General features: G+C 68.3%; 16 protein-coding genes. 2 read left to right on the top strand and 14 right to left on the bottom strand.

The window, feature by feature from the left end; genetic code table 11:
* Nucleotides 1-161 precede the first annotated feature (161 nt).
* From ABN034_RS14730 to ABN034_RS14680, 12 genes are all read right to left on the bottom strand, one after another.
* On the bottom strand, nucleotides 162-3,365 hold the full coding sequence (locus ABN034_RS14730) for a BTAD domain-containing putative transcriptional regulator (RefSeq protein WP_349691569.1): 3,204 nt from the start codon (nucleotides 3,363-3,365) through the stop codon (nucleotides 162-164).
* Nucleotides 3,366-3,577: 212 nt separating this feature from the next.
* Complete coding sequence (locus tag ABN034_RS14725) at nucleotides 3,578-3,790, bottom strand: heavy-metal-associated domain-containing protein (protein ID WP_349691568.1); 213 nt, start codon at nucleotides 3,788-3,790, stop codon at nucleotides 3,578-3,580.
* Nucleotides 3,791-3,893: 103 nt separating this feature from the next.
* Nucleotides 3,894-5,342, bottom strand: coding sequence for an MFS transporter (locus tag ABN034_RS14720; RefSeq protein WP_349691567.1), 1,449 nt, complete (start codon nucleotides 5,340-5,342; stop codon nucleotides 3,894-3,896).
* A gap of 105 nt (nucleotides 5,343-5,447) precedes the next feature.
* Nucleotides 5,448-5,678, bottom strand: coding sequence for a heavy-metal-associated domain-containing protein (locus ABN034_RS14715; protein WP_349691566.1), 231 nt, complete (start codon nucleotides 5,676-5,678; stop codon nucleotides 5,448-5,450).
* 333 nt (nucleotides 5,679-6,011) lie between these two features.
* Nucleotides 6,012-6,533, bottom strand: a complete 522-nt coding sequence (locus ABN034_RS14710; protein ID WP_349691565.1) for a hypothetical protein — start codon at nucleotides 6,531-6,533, stop codon at nucleotides 6,012-6,014.
* 127 nt (nucleotides 6,534-6,660) lie between these two features.
* Complete coding sequence (locus tag ABN034_RS14705; protein ID WP_349691564.1) at nucleotides 6,661-7,896, bottom strand: NAD(P)/FAD-dependent oxidoreductase; 1,236 nt, start codon at nucleotides 7,894-7,896, stop codon at nucleotides 6,661-6,663.
* 255 nt (nucleotides 7,897-8,151) lie between these two features.
* The gene (locus ABN034_RS14700; RefSeq protein WP_349691563.1) at nucleotides 8,152-8,535 is read right to left on the bottom strand and encodes a DoxX family protein; all 384 of its coding nucleotides are present in this window, start codon (nucleotides 8,533-8,535) and stop codon (nucleotides 8,152-8,154) included.
* Nucleotides 8,536-8,893: 358 nt separating this feature from the next.
* Complete coding sequence (locus tag ABN034_RS14695; protein WP_349691562.1) at nucleotides 8,894-9,259, bottom strand: glycosyltransferase; 366 nt, start codon at nucleotides 9,257-9,259, stop codon at nucleotides 8,894-8,896.
* A gap of 108 nt (nucleotides 9,260-9,367) precedes the next feature.
* On the bottom strand, nucleotides 9,368-10,285 hold the full coding sequence (locus ABN034_RS14690) for an RNA polymerase sigma-70 factor (protein WP_349691561.1): 918 nt from the start codon (nucleotides 10,283-10,285) through the stop codon (nucleotides 9,368-9,370).
* 485 nt (nucleotides 10,286-10,770) lie between these two features.
* Nucleotides 10,771-11,124, bottom strand: coding sequence for a GNAT family N-acetyltransferase (locus tag ABN034_RS34415; RefSeq protein ID WP_502879051.1), 354 nt, complete (start codon nucleotides 11,122-11,124; stop codon nucleotides 10,771-10,773).
* Between the two features lie 60 nt (nucleotides 11,125-11,184).
* Nucleotides 11,185-11,448, bottom strand: a complete 264-nt coding sequence (locus ABN034_RS14685; RefSeq protein WP_349691560.1) for a hypothetical protein — start codon at nucleotides 11,446-11,448, stop codon at nucleotides 11,185-11,187.
* 92 nt (nucleotides 11,449-11,540) lie between these two features.
* Nucleotides 11,541-11,861, bottom strand: a complete 321-nt coding sequence (locus ABN034_RS14680) for a hypothetical protein (protein WP_349691559.1) — start codon at nucleotides 11,859-11,861, stop codon at nucleotides 11,541-11,543.
* A gap of 493 nt (nucleotides 11,862-12,354) precedes the next feature.
* Here ABN034_RS14680 and ABN034_RS14675 point away from each other — a divergent pair, with 493 nt between their 5' ends.
* On the top strand, nucleotides 12,355-12,972 hold the full coding sequence (locus ABN034_RS14675) for a hypothetical protein (protein WP_349691558.1): 618 nt from the start codon (nucleotides 12,355-12,357) through the stop codon (nucleotides 12,970-12,972).
* Between the two features lie 251 nt (nucleotides 12,973-13,223).
* Here ABN034_RS14675 and ABN034_RS14670 read toward each other — a convergent pair whose 3' ends face one another.
* The gene (locus ABN034_RS14670) at nucleotides 13,224-13,391 is read right to left on the bottom strand and encodes a hypothetical protein (protein ID WP_349691789.1); all 168 of its coding nucleotides are present in this window, start codon (nucleotides 13,389-13,391) and stop codon (nucleotides 13,224-13,226) included.
* Nucleotides 13,392-14,160: 769 nt separating this feature from the next.
* On the opposite strand from ABN034_RS14670, the gene ABN034_RS14665 reads away from it, so the two are divergent.
* Nucleotides 14,161-14,961, top strand: a complete 801-nt coding sequence (locus ABN034_RS14665) for a class I SAM-dependent methyltransferase (RefSeq protein ID WP_349691557.1) — start codon at nucleotides 14,161-14,163, stop codon at nucleotides 14,959-14,961.
* A gap of 35 nt (nucleotides 14,962-14,996) precedes the next feature.
* Here ABN034_RS14665 and ABN034_RS14660 read toward each other — a convergent pair whose 3' ends face one another.
* Nucleotides 14,997-15,452 (bottom strand): GNAT family N-acetyltransferase, encoded by a 456-nt coding sequence (locus ABN034_RS14660; protein ID WP_349691556.1) that lies wholly within the window; start codon nucleotides 15,450-15,452, stop codon nucleotides 14,997-14,999.
* Between the last annotated feature and the right edge of the window lie 134 nt (nucleotides 15,453-15,586).

Raw genomic sequence — 15,586 nt, 5'->3', positions numbered from 1 at the left:
CGGCAGTTCCAGGCCGACGAGCTGGCACAGGTCAGTGCCGCGAACCTGCAGGGCGAGTTCGCCCAGGTCGTGGAAACCCGCGCCCTTCTGCACCAGCCGGCCGTGGAGACCCCGACCCGTCTCGTCCCAGCAGGATGGTTCACCCGTGCCGCCGCGGGAGCTCAGCTCCGCGGACCGCGAGCCGTCGCGAGTCCGCCGACAACACCCTCGAGGTCACGGAGCTCGTGCGGCGCCGACGGCCGGGCCGAGCTCGCGCGCAGCTCGGTCGCCTCGTCGTACAGGGTGGCGGCGAGCGTGTGGTCCCCGCGGTCGACGGCCAGCCGGCACAGGCCCTCCAATGCGGTGCTGGTCAGACCCGGTTCCCCCACCCGCCGGCCGAGCTCGAGCAACTCCTCGTACCGTGCGCCGGCGGCCGCAGCGTCCCCCGCAGCCTGGTCGCACCGGGCCAGCCCGGCGAGAGCCAGTCCTTGGGACACCGGGGTGCCGAGCTCGCCGAAGCCGGCGTACGCCTCCATGAACCGGGCCCGGGCCTGGTCCCACTGTCCTCCGACCTGCGCGAGGAGCCCGTAGCCGTAGCTCGCGAGAACCGCTCCGGCTCCGTCCCCGACGTGTTCGGATGCGGCGCTCGCCCGCTCGAGAAGATCCCGTGCGGCCTCCTTATCGCCCAGGTGGAGGCGGGTGATCGCGAGGTCGGCCAACGCCCACTGCACTGTGTTCTGGAGCCCGGCCCCGGCCGCCACGTCGATTGCCTCCTCGAGCACACGCGCGCCCTCGTCGTAGCGTCCGAACTGCCGCAGGCCCCAGCCGAGGTGGTAGAGGATCGCCGACAGGCCCCACGGATCGTCGAGCAGCCGGAACACGGCAGCGGTCGCGCGCCCGAGCGGGACCGCCCTTGCCTCGTCGCCGGTCTTGAGGGCGGTCTCCATCCGCACGAAGCCGATCACGCCCGCGCCCCACGAATCACCGTCCTCCTCGAACTGCTCCACCGCTTCCTGCAGCAGGGACTCGGCCCGATCGCGGTCCTGACCGGTCACGCCCTCGACGGCCAGCAGGACGCGCGACAGAGCGGCACGGGAGGCATCCCCGAGGTCCTCGAAGATCGTCAGGCTCTCCTGCGCGGCCTCCGCGCAGCGCCGGCTGGGATGGACGAGACAGGCGCGTGGTCGCTCCACCAGCGACACCGCCTGGAGGGCGTGCGCCCGCGCGGGAGGGCTTCCGTTGCCCGAGGCGAGCAGCCGGGACAGGACCTCCCGGCCCTCCAGGTGGCGCCCGAGGTGCCAGAAGAGGCCGAGGGCCCCAGCTGTGTCGAGGGCCGAGTCGAGGTCCCGACCCGGGCCGGCCAGCCAGGCGAGGGCGGCCGTGATGTTGGGCTGCTCGTCGCGCAGCCGCCTGAACGTGTCGCGCTGGCCGTGGCCGCGCAGCTGCGGCTCGGCCTCCTGCACGAAGTCGCGGAAGTACCTCGCGTGCTGCTGGGCGACGGCCTCCTGCTCACCGGCAGAGAGCAGCCGCTCGGCAGCGTACTGCCGCAAGGTCTCCAGCATCCGGTAGCGGGTCGTGGCGCCCCGTTCGACCACGACCATCGACCGTTCGACCAGACGCCCGATGGTGTCGAGCACCTCCCCCACTGGGAGGCCAGCGTCACTGACGACCGCCTCGGATGCGGTCAGGGTCCACCCGCCCTGGAAGACGGCGAGCCGATTGAACACCCGCTGCTCACGCTCGGTGAGCAACGCGTAGCTCCAGTCGACGGTCGCGCGCAGCGTCTGCTGTCGAGCCTCGGCCGTGCGCGCGCCGGTCGTGAGCAACGCGAACCGCTCGTCCAGACGGTCAGCGATCTCGGCGGGTGACATCGTCGCGACTCGGACGCCCGCGAGCTCGAGCGCCAGGGGGATGCCGTCGAGCGCACGGCTGATCCGGCCGACGGCCACGAGGTCATCGTTCCCGAAGACCGTTCCCGGCCGGACCGACCGGGCACGCTCCATGAAGAGCTGGGCGGCCGGGTACTCCAGCACCCTGCCTGCCGGCACGCCGGCGGGCGGCGTGTCCAAGGGGCCTACGGTGACCTGCACCTCGTCGGGGACGGCGAGCGCTTCACGGCTGGTCGCCAGGATCGTCACCTCCGGGCACCGACCCAGGATGTCGTCGATGAGGCCGGCCGCGGCGTCGATGACGTGCTCGCAATTGTCGACCAGCAGCAGGATCCGGCGTCGCATCAGATACGAGATCAGCCGCTCACGGACATCCCGGTCCGCCGCTGCCCCGTCGAGGGGCACACCGAGGGCGTCGGCCACGGCCAGTGGCACCTGGTCGGGAGTGTCGACCGAGGCGAGGCGGACCCCGAAGGCCCCGTCAGAGAAGGCGCCGGAGGTGCGCACCACGGCGGCGAGGGCGAGGGAGGTCTTGCCCGCACCGCCGGGTCCGATCAGCGACAGCAGGCGCGAGCCGCGGACGAGCTCGGTCAGGGAGTCGAGCTGGGCATCACGGCCGATCAGCGGACGCACCACCGTCGGCAGGTTCGTCGGCGAGGCGGTCCCCGCCTCCACCCGGCTCCGGGTGCTGGAAACCGCGACCGGCGCGGGCGTCAGGTCGGGCTGTGCGCCGAGCGCCTCATCCTGCCGCAGGACCCGTTCGTGCAGGGACCGTAGCGTGAGCGACGGCTCGAGGCCCAAGGACTCGTCGAGGACGTCGCGGGTGCGGCGGTATGCCTCGATGGCGTCCGCCTGCCGTCCGCCGCGGTACAGGGCGACCATGAGCAGCCCGGTGAGCGACTCGAGGGTTGGGTCGTGTGCGACCAGGGGCTCGAGATCTGCGACGACCTCCTGGTGGCGACCAAGCGCCAGCGCGATCTGGGCACGCTCGGTGACCGCGCCCAGCCTGACCTCGGCGAACCTGGCGGCCTCAGCGGTCGCCCAGTGCTCGGCGACGAAGTCACTGAGGGGGTCGCCGCGCCACAGGGCCAGAGCCTCGTCGTACGCCGCGAGGGTTGCGCCGTCGGCCCCGTCCGGACCAGCCGCGGCGCGCGCCCTCGCCTCGCGCACGCGGATCACGAAGTCCACCGCGTCGACCGACCGGGGATCGACGTCAGCGCGGTAGCCCACGCCCTCGCGCGTGACCGCCTCCGGCAGTCCGATCGCCTTCAGGCTGCGCCGCAGTTTCGAAACCCGGATCTGCAGCGCGTTCATCGGGTCGACCGGCAGGGACGACTCCGACCAGAGCCGGTCGATGAGCATGGTCGCCGGGATCGTCCGGCCGGGTGAGAGCAGCAGCTGGACCATGACCGAGCGCTCGGCCGCACCGGGCAGCACCACCGGGCGCCCCTGGACCGTGATCTCCATCGGACCCAGCAGCCGGAAGCGGACGTCCACGGCTCTCTCCTCGTCACCCCGTCGCGTCATGGTGTCGCAGCGCCGACGCTGGAGCAAACACCCAGCTGCGCGCGGCGGACGGCCACGGGTCAGCGCGGCCGTCCGGGCGTGGCTTCTCTCGCCGGCAAAGAGCGACCCGCGGTGACATTGCGGATCGATCTCAGTCCGAAACGCCCTCAGCGGAGGGGGTGGCCTCCGCTGAGGGCGCGAGCTCAGTCGGCCAGCGAGAAACCTGCCCCTTCGACGGCCGCGCGGACCAGGTCGGTGGTGAGGGGCTCGGCCGAGGTGACGCGAACATTGCCCGAGGGCAGGTCGACGTCCACCTGGCACACGCCCGGGACCGCTTCGAGCCCGGCGCTGACGGAGCTGGCGCAATGGCCACAGGTCATGCCGGCGACGGGGTAGGTCTCGACAGTGCTGCCCATGGTGGTGCCTTCCTTTGCGGTCGCGGGCGGTGACGTGCCGGCCCGGTTGGTGCTCGGCAAACCGGGTGGCCGCCGAGGAATCGGTCGATCGGGGCGTGCATGGTCAAGCAGCTACTCCGGTCGTCTCCTGCACGTCCTGGGTCGACGGCGCCTGCGGGCGCAGCCACGCCATCGCAAGGAGAGCCCCCAGCCCAGCAATCGCCGCGGCGCCCAGCAGGCCGGCCGAGAAGCCCTCGGTCTGCGAGACCGCGTCACCCACCCGATCGGCGCCGAAAGCTGACGCGACGGCGGTCATCAGGGCCAGGCCCAGCGCCGAGCCGATCTGGTAGTTGGTGCTGACGATGCCGGACGCGAGGCCGCCCTCCTCCGGAGCCGCCGAGCTCAGCGCCAGTCCGAGCGACGGGATGAACGCCATCGCCATGCCGGCAGCCGTCACGAGTGACGCCGGGAGGACGTCCCCAGCGAAGCTCCCTTGGGGCTGGATGAACGAGAGCCACACCAGGCCGACCGACAGGGTCGCGAGGCCGGAAACAGTCATGGCCTTCGGACCGAATCGGGCGATCAACCGGGGGGCGACGCCGATCATCCCGACCATGATCGTGACGGTCAGTGGCAGCAGCGCCGCGCCGCTGGCGAAGGCACCGAGCCCGATGACCTGCTGGAGATAGAGGTTGACGAAGAAGAACATCGGGATCCAGGCAGCGCCGAGCATGAACTGCGCGACGTTCGCCGCAGCGAGGTTGGGCGCCTTGAAGATGCCCAGCCGCATCAGCGGCTCCTGGCGGCGGGCCTGGAGGACCACAAACAGGGCAAGCAGCGCGAGGCCGGTCACCCCAGTGACCAGGGTGGACGCAGACGTCGAGCCGACCTGCGGCGCCCGGACGATGGCGAAGACGAGCGCCGCCAGTCCGGCCGTGACGGTGATGGCACCAGCGAGGTCGAGCGAGCCCCGTCGGGTCATGCCCCCGGGCATCACCGAGGGCGTGAGCAGGAGTACAAAGGCGGCCAGCGGCAGGTTGACGAAGAAGACCCAGGGCCAACTCGCGTACTCGGTCAGGATCCCACCGAGGAACACCCCGGCGGTGCCGCCGGCCGGTGCCGCAGCGCCGTACAGTGCGAGTGCCCTGGTCAACTCCGAGGGCTTGGCCCCGAAGATGGTGAACAGCAGGGTCAGCGCGGCCGGCGCGATGAGCGCGGAACCGACCCCTTGGACCGCCCGACCGGCCAGTTCGAGGGCCACGCCGTCGGCCAGGCCGGCCAGCAGCGAGCCCGCGGCCAGGATTCCCCAGCCGATGCTGAAGATCCGGCGGGCGCCGAAGAGGTCGGAGAGACGCCCGCCGAGCAGCAGCAGCCCGCCGAACGCGACGACGTAGGCGTTGAAGACCCAACTGAGGCCCTCAGGGGTGAAGCCGAGGTCGGCCTGCATCTCGGGCAGTGCGACCCCGATGATCGAGGTGTCCATGATGACCATGAACTGAGCCGCGGCAATCAGGCCGAGAGCCAGCCAGCGTCGGCTGCTCGCGGTCCTCGCGGGCGAGGATGTGGAAGACATGGTGTGCCCTTCTCTCGTGATGGACCAGCCGACGTCGGCTGTCGGGAGGAGACTCACGAGGACGGCTGTCCTGTCGCTGTCTGCTGCCTGTCGGCGGTGACGCGATCAAGCGCCAGCCGCAGCGTCGGGTCCGTGGAGGAGCTGAACCGGGTACGCGAGACCGACGAACGCCCGGAGGACGTCGCGCTCGGTCATTGTGCCGGCGAGCTCGACCCGCGAGCTCGCAGTGTCGGCGATCACGGTGTCGACACCGGCGACGTCGCGGAGCCGGGCGGTGACCTCCCGGACGCAACGTCGGCAGCGCATGCCACCGACCACCAGGCTCATGGTCCGCATGTCGGCCTCTCCTTCGCGTGCGGGTGCTTCTGCCCCAGCGTGCGCCCCGGCCCTGTCCGACGGCTGTCCGCGGACCGACGGAGGACGGTGGGCGAGAGAGGGACTCCGCTTCCCCCACCGCTTCCCCCACCGCTGCCGCGGGCGCCATGTCCGCGGCGGCCGCTGTCAGCGGCGGCGCGCACGGACAGCGTCCGGACAGAGGACGGCAACCTCGGCCGGCATTGGACGACCCTATGGAAGTAGCTAAGCCCACGAACGCCTTGCGCTGACTCGCGTCGGCATCGCGTGTCCCTACTTCAGGTGGTGTCGCCAGGTGGCACATCGCCGAGCCTGTCAGGCCGACAGCAGCCCTGCGGCCCTGAGTAGCGAAGGCAGGACGATGAGGATGCTGCCCAACACAAGTGGCGCCGCGCAGACTCCGAGGATGAGTTCGCGCCTGCCGAGGCCCATGCGCCGGGAGTACGACACAGCGAGAATCAAGAACCCCACGGCGGCGAGCAGGAACGCGATCACGTAACCAATCGACGATGCGTCGAGGCGGTCGCCATCACCAGCGACGCCAGCAAGCATGGCCCCCGCTTGGGCCAGGCTGCCCGCAACGTAGATCGTCACCGTCGAAAACGCCGCCCACAGGACCATGCCGACGGCCCTTGGCCCGACATGTTTGGGTGGCGGACGGAGAGCGAGCACGGCCGCAGCCACGCCGACCAGCTTCACAACTGCGACGTACCAGTTCACCACCGATAGAGCGTCGGCATCGGCTGCGTGGGGACCCGTAGCGAACTTGTCGGTCAGCTCGAACCAGATGCTTATGGCCGCGAATACCGCGCACCAGACCGCCACCAGGACACCCACGGTGATCACGAGTCGGGTAGGCGGTGGCCGTCCTGCGGGTTCGAATTCGGCGGCGACGGTGGTCCGCACCGCCTCGATCTCAGGACCGGGGACAGCACCGTCGGTCAATTGGGGTAGCTCCTCCACCTCAGGGTCCCTCCACCGGCACCGGCTTGACCGGCCGCGACTCGCTCAGGTGGTCTGCCGCGGTGAGGATGACGTCGGCGTCCTTCGTCGGAGGATAGATGAGCTGAGTGTTGACCATGCGCTTCACATCCTTCGCCGACTTCCCGACGGCGCGTACTTGCCGGTCGAAACCCTCGGTGTAGACGGCACCCGCGGATCCGAGGTCGACAACCGTGACGTACGGGTCCCCGTTGAAGTCCAGGAGCGGCAGCCCGAGCAGGTCCGCCACCGCGTTGTGCCCGGCATGCTTCCCGTGCTGATGCGCGTACTGACAGCTCTGGGGCGCCAGTCGTCCCGGCGCGACCTCAACTGAGGCTACGTCTCCCGCGGCGAGCAGGTCCGGCACACCTACCACGAACATGCGCGCGTCCACCTCAAGGCGTCCAAGTACGTCGCGGTCTCCGGCTAGGCTCTCGATGGGCCCGTGCGCCCGCATGCCACCCGTCCACACCACCGTTTCTGCCGACAGTTCGCGACCGTCCGCGAGTGTCACTTGCTGCGCGTTCATCGACGCGACTGTCGAGCCCAGCACCAGGTCGACGCCGGCGCCGGCCAGTCCCGCCAGGACCTGGTCTCGGGGCCCCTCGCCGAGCTCGGGCGCCACGACCTCGGCCCGTTCGACGAGCCACACCCGCAGCTCGTCCCGCGCGCCCACCGCAGCCGCGCGGCGACCCAAGCGATCCACCAACTCAGTAGCCACCTCGAGACCGACGAAGCCCGAGCCCACGACAACCGCTCTGAACCGACCCGGGCCGTCCGAGAGGTGTCTGTTGTCGAGGTGCCGCTCCAGGTCGGCAGCGGCATCTCGCGTGTCGACGTCGTGCATGAGGTCCGCGCCGGGCACCGACGGAGGTGGGACCAGCCTGCTGCCGGTCGCGAGCACGAGCCGGTCGTACGACATCTCGGTCGTGTCGCCATCGACCTCTACGACGACCAGATGACGGTCGGGATCGACGGCCCGGACGGTGCCCTGCACCCGCCGTACGCCGATCGGACTGAGCACGTCGTCCAGCAACACTGTCATCGATGACGGGTTCTCCTCATAGAGCCGGGGCCGAATGACCATCTCCGGCGACGGGGCGATGACGGTGATGGCGATCTCGCCCTCGCTGCGCCCGGCCTCGGCCCGACGCCGGGCCGCGGCAGCCGCGCTCCACACGGCCGCGAAACCCCCGCCGACGACCACGATCTGTGACACTGCTCCTCCTTCGGGATCCGTCGACCTCGCGGGCGCGAGGTCGGTTTGGTCGAGGGCCCGGCTCACGGCCCAGACTTGTTCGCGCGAGCAGGGTCCGCGGCATCTTTCGGACGGGTTGTCGGGCGCCCGCCGGCCACGTCGTCCACCGCTGGGCTGCGCACCGAGAGGTTTGCCGCCCGCACGCCGTACGCACCACGTCGACCCGCGGATGTGGTACCTGAATGCCCGCGAATCGACGCTCGGTGGAAGTAGGCGTCAGGCCGTGAAGGCCTCGGGTCCGAACCGGCCAACCGCGATGAAAACAGCGAGCACCACGTAGACGACATTCAGCATCACCAGCTTGAACTGGCCGAGACGTGCGTGGGTGATCATCGCCCCAATCATCAGGGCAATCCAACACACCGCGGTGACCGGCACCATCACGGGCGCGACGTCCATCAGGGCCGGGAGAATGAGGCCGACCGCGGCGAGCAGTTCCAGCACGCCGAGGGTTTTCACGAAGGCGGGACTAGCACTGCGAGTCCACGCCCCTCCTTCTTGGCGTGCCAGCTTCTCCTTGGGAATGAAGGTCTTAGCGAGGCCGCCGGTAAGGGCGACTAGCGCCAAGAGGCCGGCCGCGATCCAGAGAATGGTGTTCATAGAGTTCTCCTCGAGAGTTTCTGCTTCTGGCACGACTCGGCTCAGGTGCAACAGGGCCTGGGTGGACGGCTTGGGTCACCGGAGCAGTCTGTGAGTGCTCGCCCGCGGCAGCAGGTCTCACACTCGTGCTCTAAGACGAGGGAGGTCGGTCCTCTGTGACATAGACACCGGCGCCCCCGCTGCCAGGTCCACACGTCTCGGAGTCGTCGGAGACGCTCCCCTGGGGCCTTCATAGGCACGGCTCAGTTGGCAGTCGGGTGCGAAGGGCTCCCACACCGCCTGGGTCGGCGGGTTGGCTCTCGAGAGCTCGGTCGCTCACCGCGAGGCCGCAGCGACGCAACCTGGCGTGGTCACAGGCTCACGGTCGTTCGACTGCGTCTCCGGCGAGCAGTAGCTCCGCGGCCCTCTTCGCTCCGTCGATACGAACCTCCGCGGCCACCGCGGTAGCTCGTGCGCGGATCTGAGGGCTCAGGGCCGTCTCGAGCACGGCTGAGAGGGACTGGACGGTCGGCGCCGGACCGTCGTGAGCAGCGCCGATGCCGAGTTCGGTCGCACGTCCGGCCCAGTAGATCTGGTCGCCTCCTTGGGGCACCACCACCTGCGGCGCGCAGGCGCGGGCCGCCGTGACCGTTGTGCCTGCGCCACCGTGGTGAACGACGGCAGCCACCCGCTCGAACTGTCCCCCGATCGTTGCAGCGTCGATCACCTCCGCCGCGTCGAGCACGCGGTCGTTCTCACGCCAAGTCAACGACTTGGGACGTGAGCGAGCAAACCTGAGATCAGTGTTGTGGGCGAAGTCGTCGGGGCCTGGCGCCGCAGTCGCTTTCGGGACTCAGTCGTCGCGAGCCTGCCTGAACTCGCGCTGAAGGGCCCAAGCGTCCGCAACGGGGCCTATATGTTGAAGCTTTTCGGGGTTGCCGACCGATCGGATGGTCTGGATCTGCCCTCCCAGCACGTCCAGCGCGAACGTGAAGGCCACCTTGCCCTCGCGGTCCCGGAGGATCGCGCCGGGCTGACCATTCACCTCGCACTGTTCCAGGGTGGCGGCGACCCGATCGAGCCTGGGGAAGAGCGACGCGAGGACGCGCGCGACCTTGTCCACGCCGACCACTGCCCGACCCAGTGCGGGCGCTTTGCCTCCCGCGTCGCCCACCAGTTGGACGTCTGCGGCGAGCACTTCCCTCAGTCCGTCGACGTCACCGTTGCGGAACGCACCGAAGAACCGGGCGGCCAGCTCCTCCCGCGCCCGCCGGTCCGCCTCGAACCGTGGTCGTCCGCTCTCCATGTGACGGCGAGCTCTCACCAGTAGCTGGCGGCAGGCCGCCTCTGATCGACCGACCGTCACGGCCACATCGGCGAAGTCGTAGGCGAAAACGTCCCGCAACACGAACACTGCGCGTTCGAGAGGTGTCAGCCGTTCGAGCAGCAACAGTGCCGCCATGGACACCGAGTCCGCCAGCTCCGCGGACCTGGCCGGATCCTCGTAAGGGTCGGTGAGCAAGGGCTCGGGCAACCACACCCCGACGTACTGCTCCCGCCGGACGCGAGCGGAGCGGAGTACATCGATCGAGATCCTGGTGACCACAGCGGACAGGAATGCCTTGGGTGACCGGGGCTGAGTCGGGGTCGATTGGTAACGCAACCACGCCTCTTGCATCACGTCCTCCACCTCGGCCACGCTGCCCAGCAGGCGGTAGGCGAGGGAGAACATCAGGGGCCTGAGCTCTTCGAACTCCTCGGTCCGGCTCACGGCATCTCCTCTCGATGCATCGTCAGTTCTTCCCTGAAGCCCTGTCGCCATGATGGGTAGCGCATCGTCCAACCCAGCCGCCCTCGCGCTCCCCGTGGAAGCTGGCGTGACTCTGGGTTACGACCCGGGAGACGCCCCCTGCTTGAGCGGCGGCCAGTAGGTGGTCGATTCCCTCGGTGCGGAGCCGGTTCGTGGTGGCGAAGTAGCGATCGACCCTCCGCAGGTTGGGTTTGCCTGCATGTGTTTCTGAAAGCCCGGTCATCTGGTTGACGATGACCTCCGGCTGGGCTGCCGCGACCACCTGGCCGACGGACAGCGCGTCGAGTCAGTCCATGACGAACTCCACGGCGCCGAGCCTCTGCAAGAGTGCCAGTCTGGTGGCATCCGTAGTCGTTGCACTCACCTGATGCCCTCGGGCGACGAGTCTCCACACCAGACAGCGACCCATGACCCCGCTGCCGCCCGCCACGAAAACCCCGCATCCTTCACGCTCCCGTCCTGTCTCCAGCGTCGCGTATCAAGACGAGACTGCGCCGCATCCTGTGACGTGACGGCACGAGCGCCACCGAGCTCAAGCCACAGTTGGCAACACGGCCGTGTTGATCGGGCCTTGGGCAGCGAACCGCAGGTCGTTCCAGCCGGAGGCCGTAAACCAGAACGTCGGCCCATTCCCCCTTAACCCACTGGTTCTTTCGAAGACGCGCTTCGCGCTGTATCCCGAGGCGCTCACACAGCCGCGCTGATGCAACGTTGCGTGCGTCCATCTGCGCGACCACCTGATGTAGCGCGAACCGTTCGAAGGCACTCCTGAGAACCGCGCCAACTGCAGTTGTCCAGATTCCAGCGTACGTGCTCGCGGTCGTAGACGATGCGGCAGTAGATCCCGGGTAACGGACCGTTCAGTTCGGAGTGAAGGCGCAGCGAACGACACCCGGCACCTTTGCGACCTCGTGGAGGAGCCCGAATGCGGCGTCAATGGACGGCACGTCAGTGAAGACCTCTACGTCGATGTCGGGCTCTACGACCAGTCCGTACGCGACCGAGCCGCATGTAACCGGATCGCCGTAACGCCGCCAGCGGGCGAGGAGATCGAGGTCCTCAAGTACCTGATGGGCGGCGTCCAAGCGCTGCTCAGCGCGCACCAGGTAGTCGCTTCCGGACACAAGTGCGCAAGTCTATCGGGGCACGAGGTGGCGTAGGGGTGTCGCGGATCAGGTGGCACAGGACAGGAGCTGCGCTCCGGTGGCCTAGGTTCCTACTGCTCGTCGTCGTGGCCGTCGAGCTGGTCGATCGCCCATTCCCAACGGAATGCGTCGGTCACCGCGTCGCCGGTGCCCGATTCGAGTGGCTCGTGTGCGTTGACGGTTTCCTCTGCTCGGCAGTAGGAACGCGCACGCCGATGGTCATCGTCCCGTTCGTCAGGACAAGGCTCGCCGGACACCCCGCCTGGCTCGCGTCCCTCGCCGTGCTTCGCTGAGCCGGCGCCACCCTCGTCGACCCCCGCGACGGAGGCCGTACTCGATGCGGGCGCCGCATTCTCGGACTGGTGGTCCGTATCTGGTCCGTCGACCCGCACCCCGGGACTGATCGAAGGCGGGAGGTCGCAAGGGTGAAACCGGCGTTGACCTGGCCGTATCTCCCGAAGGGGCGATGGTCGGGCAGGCGGGACTTGAACCCACGACCCCTTGACCCCCAGAACGAAACTGTTGGCATCTTCGCCGCCCACGGGCTCTTGAACGGCGTTGACGACGCTCGTCCATGGGCGGTGGGTTCAGGTCCGTGCCCGACGTGTGGTCCCAAAGTGGTCCCAAGGTGCTCGACGTCGGTCATGCTCTCAACGAAGGCGGTTGTGCACGGGCGCCCACCCACTCCCCCACCGCGACTGGCTCCAGCCCTTCCGAGCCGTACCAACGGTCGGAGCACGTCCCCCTTCTCGAACTTCGATTGACCCATCAGCGAGTCAGTCCAGACGGGGGGCTTAGACGGCCGCTTCATGCCCTGGCCCGACGATCTTCAGGAGGGTCCTAGCATGGCGATATAGGGCTGTCCACCTGCTCGAGGGGAGGGCCGTGAAGCTCAACATGACCGCTGTCTACGGTGCCCCCGGCTACAGCCGGCCGCAGCTCGTGCTGTGCTGTGACCACCTGCTGCGGGAGCTGCGGGCGTCCGAGACCAGGGACCCGTCCGTGGGTCACGCCACCGCCGTCCCCGACCTCCTATCCGGCAGTCTCGAGGTGGCCGTCCAGGCGGAAAGCGATACCTATGACGCAGCCGCCGCCCTGGCAGCTCGCCGGCTTGATCAAGCAATCGCGTCGGTGATGAACGACCCGCCAGGCAGCCTCGAGGAGCTCCACACCGAGTTGTGGTGTCGGAAGACTCCGGACATCTGTCGAGCCCGGGCCGCCCAGGAAGCGTCCCGGGCCTGGCCCGCAGAAGCTGAGACTAAGAGAGTTGGCCGCCCCTACGCCCTTCGACTACTGATATCCCGGCTGGTTGGAATGTGCGGTTTCGCCGCGGCCACTGCCTTTGCCATATCGGCGGTCCAGCCGGGTGGGCGGGACATACTGCTGACTGTCGGAGCGGTGCTCTCCGCGCTACTCGCGACCGCGGCATGGATCTACATGGCTCTGGCGGATGTGAAGGCCTGTCGCAAAGAGCCACGACGTCCCGAAGACGCCGAAGGGTGAGCCTCGGCAGCAGCGCCGGCCCTCCCCCGCCGCCTCCCTCCGGACCGCATGGCTCGGCTGAGGTGGGACTCGAGGTATGCGCCGGCAGGGTAAGGCGAAGATCGGGGTCCAGATCGACGTTGCCTCGTTCGCGGTTCATGAACAGGAAAATCGCTGCACGCGAGTCGGACAGGCATCTGTGGCGCCCGACGATCGGACTCGATGTCGCCGAGGGTCAAGGCGTCAGAGGGGCCGCTGATCGTGACGACCTCCTAGACCTGGCTGGAGTGGCCAGGCGAGCCGCGGTCGCCCTCGAGGTTGGGGTTGTCGCCGGTGAGGGCCGCTAATGCGGCGAGATGACGGCCTGCTGAATCGCCCATGATGCCGATTCGCTCAGGGGCGATTGGGAAGTCGCCGGAACGGCTGCGCAACCAGCGGATCGCATCCTCGCGCGGTGGGAGCTGAACCTTGTTGCGACCGGATTATCCCGTTCCACGGCGCAGGGCGCACGAACCACTCTTGCCACGGTTCTCGCCGACGCAGTACCGCGTTACATCCCGACGAACCCCGCTGCACGACGCCGTGGAAAGCTCGGAAGGGGCAACCACGCATCGCCCGAATCGAGAGCCAGCGCAAAGTGCCGTCGCCGCTCCAAGCGCTTCTCGTAGCCGAGCGGGCGGGAGTCCTGTCGGGGGTCCGAGACCAATTTCGTGGTGACATCGACGCTCGCCTACACAGGAATGCGATGGAACGAACTAGTTGGACTGCCGCTCGCCTGTTTCCACGGCGACAGCCGTGGCAGGCCTCGCATCACCAAGGACGTGTTCCCCGCGACGTGGCTGCCCGTCCTGCGTGGGCTCACACCGCACGGCTGCGCCACGGACATCAGACCTGGATGGACGATGCCGGCATCTCGTACGTCCGGCAGTCCGAACGGATGGGCCACGAGGTGCCCCGCATGCGCGGCGTCTACAGCCACATCAGCGATCGCATGCGGAAGGGCCTGGTGAATGCCTGCAAGGGTTCTGGGAGGAGTCGCTGGAGGAACGAGCCCGGCTGGCCCCACGATCGGCGGTCGGCGTCCTTGACGCATTGCTCAGTGCTCGTGGAGAAGCCGCACCACTGTTGCACGCTGACTACACGTCATATCTGGGTGCATGATCGTAGCGACGACAGGCAGACTGCGTTTGGATGCGGAGGGAGGACGACGTGGTGAGCGTTGACCAAACCGAGATTGCTGCGGCATTTAACGACAGGGCACGGACGTACGCCCGAGGCGATTGGCACCGCCGCTATGCCGAACGCTTGGTTGAGCTGACTGGGCTTCGGCCAGGGTGGCGTGTCGTCGACGCCGGGACAGGCACCGGATTCGCCGCGTTCGCGGCTCGACGGGCTGTCGGTCGCACCGGTCGCGTTGTCGGTGTGGACATCTCCTCTGAGATGGTTGCACGAGCTCGCGCGGCGATCAGTGGCGCTGGACCCGCCAATGTTCTCCTCGCGCGGGCGGACGCCACCCAGCTACCTCTTCCATCCGGGTCCGTCGACGCGGTGATCTGCTCAGCGGCACTGCTGTACATGCCGGTGGATGCAGCGTTAGCCGAGTGGCGGCGGATCCTTCGCCCGGGTGGCCTGGTCGGAATCTCGACGATGCAGCGGGACAATCCGCCTTCGGCGGCACTGTTTCGTCGGCTGGCGGCATCGTACGGCTTGCGCCTCGACGATCCCAGTGCCCGGCTCGGGTCGGCCGAGGAATGCCGCCGAGTGCTGAGTGCGCAGAACTTCAAGGTCCGGTCGATCGTCCCCGAAACTGTCGCGTTCCACCCAGCGGACTTGAAGCAGGCTTGGTCGGTCCATGCGCGGATGTACGCCGCCGAGCTCGACACGCTACCGCAGGTCGATCGGGCACGCCTGGAGACTGCCTACGTCCGCGCGCTAGGCCGGACCACCGACTCCGGCGGATCGGTCGACAAAGCGGCAGTCCTGTATGCCTTTGGCACGACAAAACCCTGAACCGTACGCCGACTCAGGCGGAGGGCTGATCGGCCTCACGCTTTGCTTGGGCACCACGTCATCGCTACACGCGGATGCTCAATCCGCGTGACTTCGAACCCCAGGCGTGCATAGAGAGCCTGAGCAGGATTGTTCACGAAGGCGCTGAGTCGGACCGGAACGCCGCGCTGCTGAGCAGCCTGCATAATTCCTCGGACGAGCTGGGTGCCGACGCCCCGACCTTGCGCCTCAGGGCGTATGGCGATCTCCTCGATGAAGTCGCAATCATCCTTGTGGATGACACACAGATAACCGACAGGTCGACCACCCTCCTCGACCATCACGAAGGGCAATTCGTCGAATTCCTTGTCGGCAGTCGCGCGCTGCTCAGCGTCGTCCCAACCTGAGATCTCTTCGACGTAGGCCTGAAAGGCCGCTCGCCTTGCATCGAAGAACCACTGCCGATCGCTGCTCTCGGCGCGCCGGAGCCGAATGTCGTTGTGACTCACCATCGCGTGAGGCTATGGGAGGCGTGCTCGAGGCTGCAATCGCTTTGCAAGCGAGCCGATTCACTGCTTCGATGCCCAAATGACCCCGCCCGCTCTGAGCCGTGAGCGGCTTCGGCAAGTTCTTGGGACTGTTGCGG

Source organism: Actinopolymorpha sp. B11F2 (assembly GCF_040195635.1).
GTDB lineage: Bacteria > Actinomycetota > Actinomycetes > Propionibacteriales > Actinopolymorphaceae > Thermasporomyces.
Note: the sequence above shows the minus strand (reverse complement) of the source record. Positions and strands in the feature narration are given on the sequence as shown.

Bases quoted from the DNA above. Each gene is read 5' to 3' on its own strand.
- ABN034_RS14715 (WP_349691566.1), bottom strand. From the start codon at position 5,678: ATGCGGACCATGAGCCTGGTGGTCGGTGGCATGCGCTGCCGACGTTGC.
- ABN034_RS14720 (WP_349691567.1), bottom strand. From the start codon at position 5,342: ATGTCTTCCACATCCTCGCCCGCGAGGACCGCGAGCAGCCGACGCTGG.
- ABN034_RS14660 (WP_349691556.1), bottom strand. From the start codon at position 15,452: ATGGTGAGTCACAACGACATTCGGCTCCGGCGCGCCGAGAGCAGCGAT.
- ABN034_RS14725 (WP_349691568.1), bottom strand. From the start codon at position 3,790: ATGGGCAGCACTGTCGAGACCTACCCCGTCGCCGGCATGACCTGTGGC.
- ABN034_RS14700 (WP_349691563.1), bottom strand. From the start codon at position 8,535: ATGAACACCATTCTCTGGATCGCGGCCGGCCTCTTGGCGCTAGTCGCC.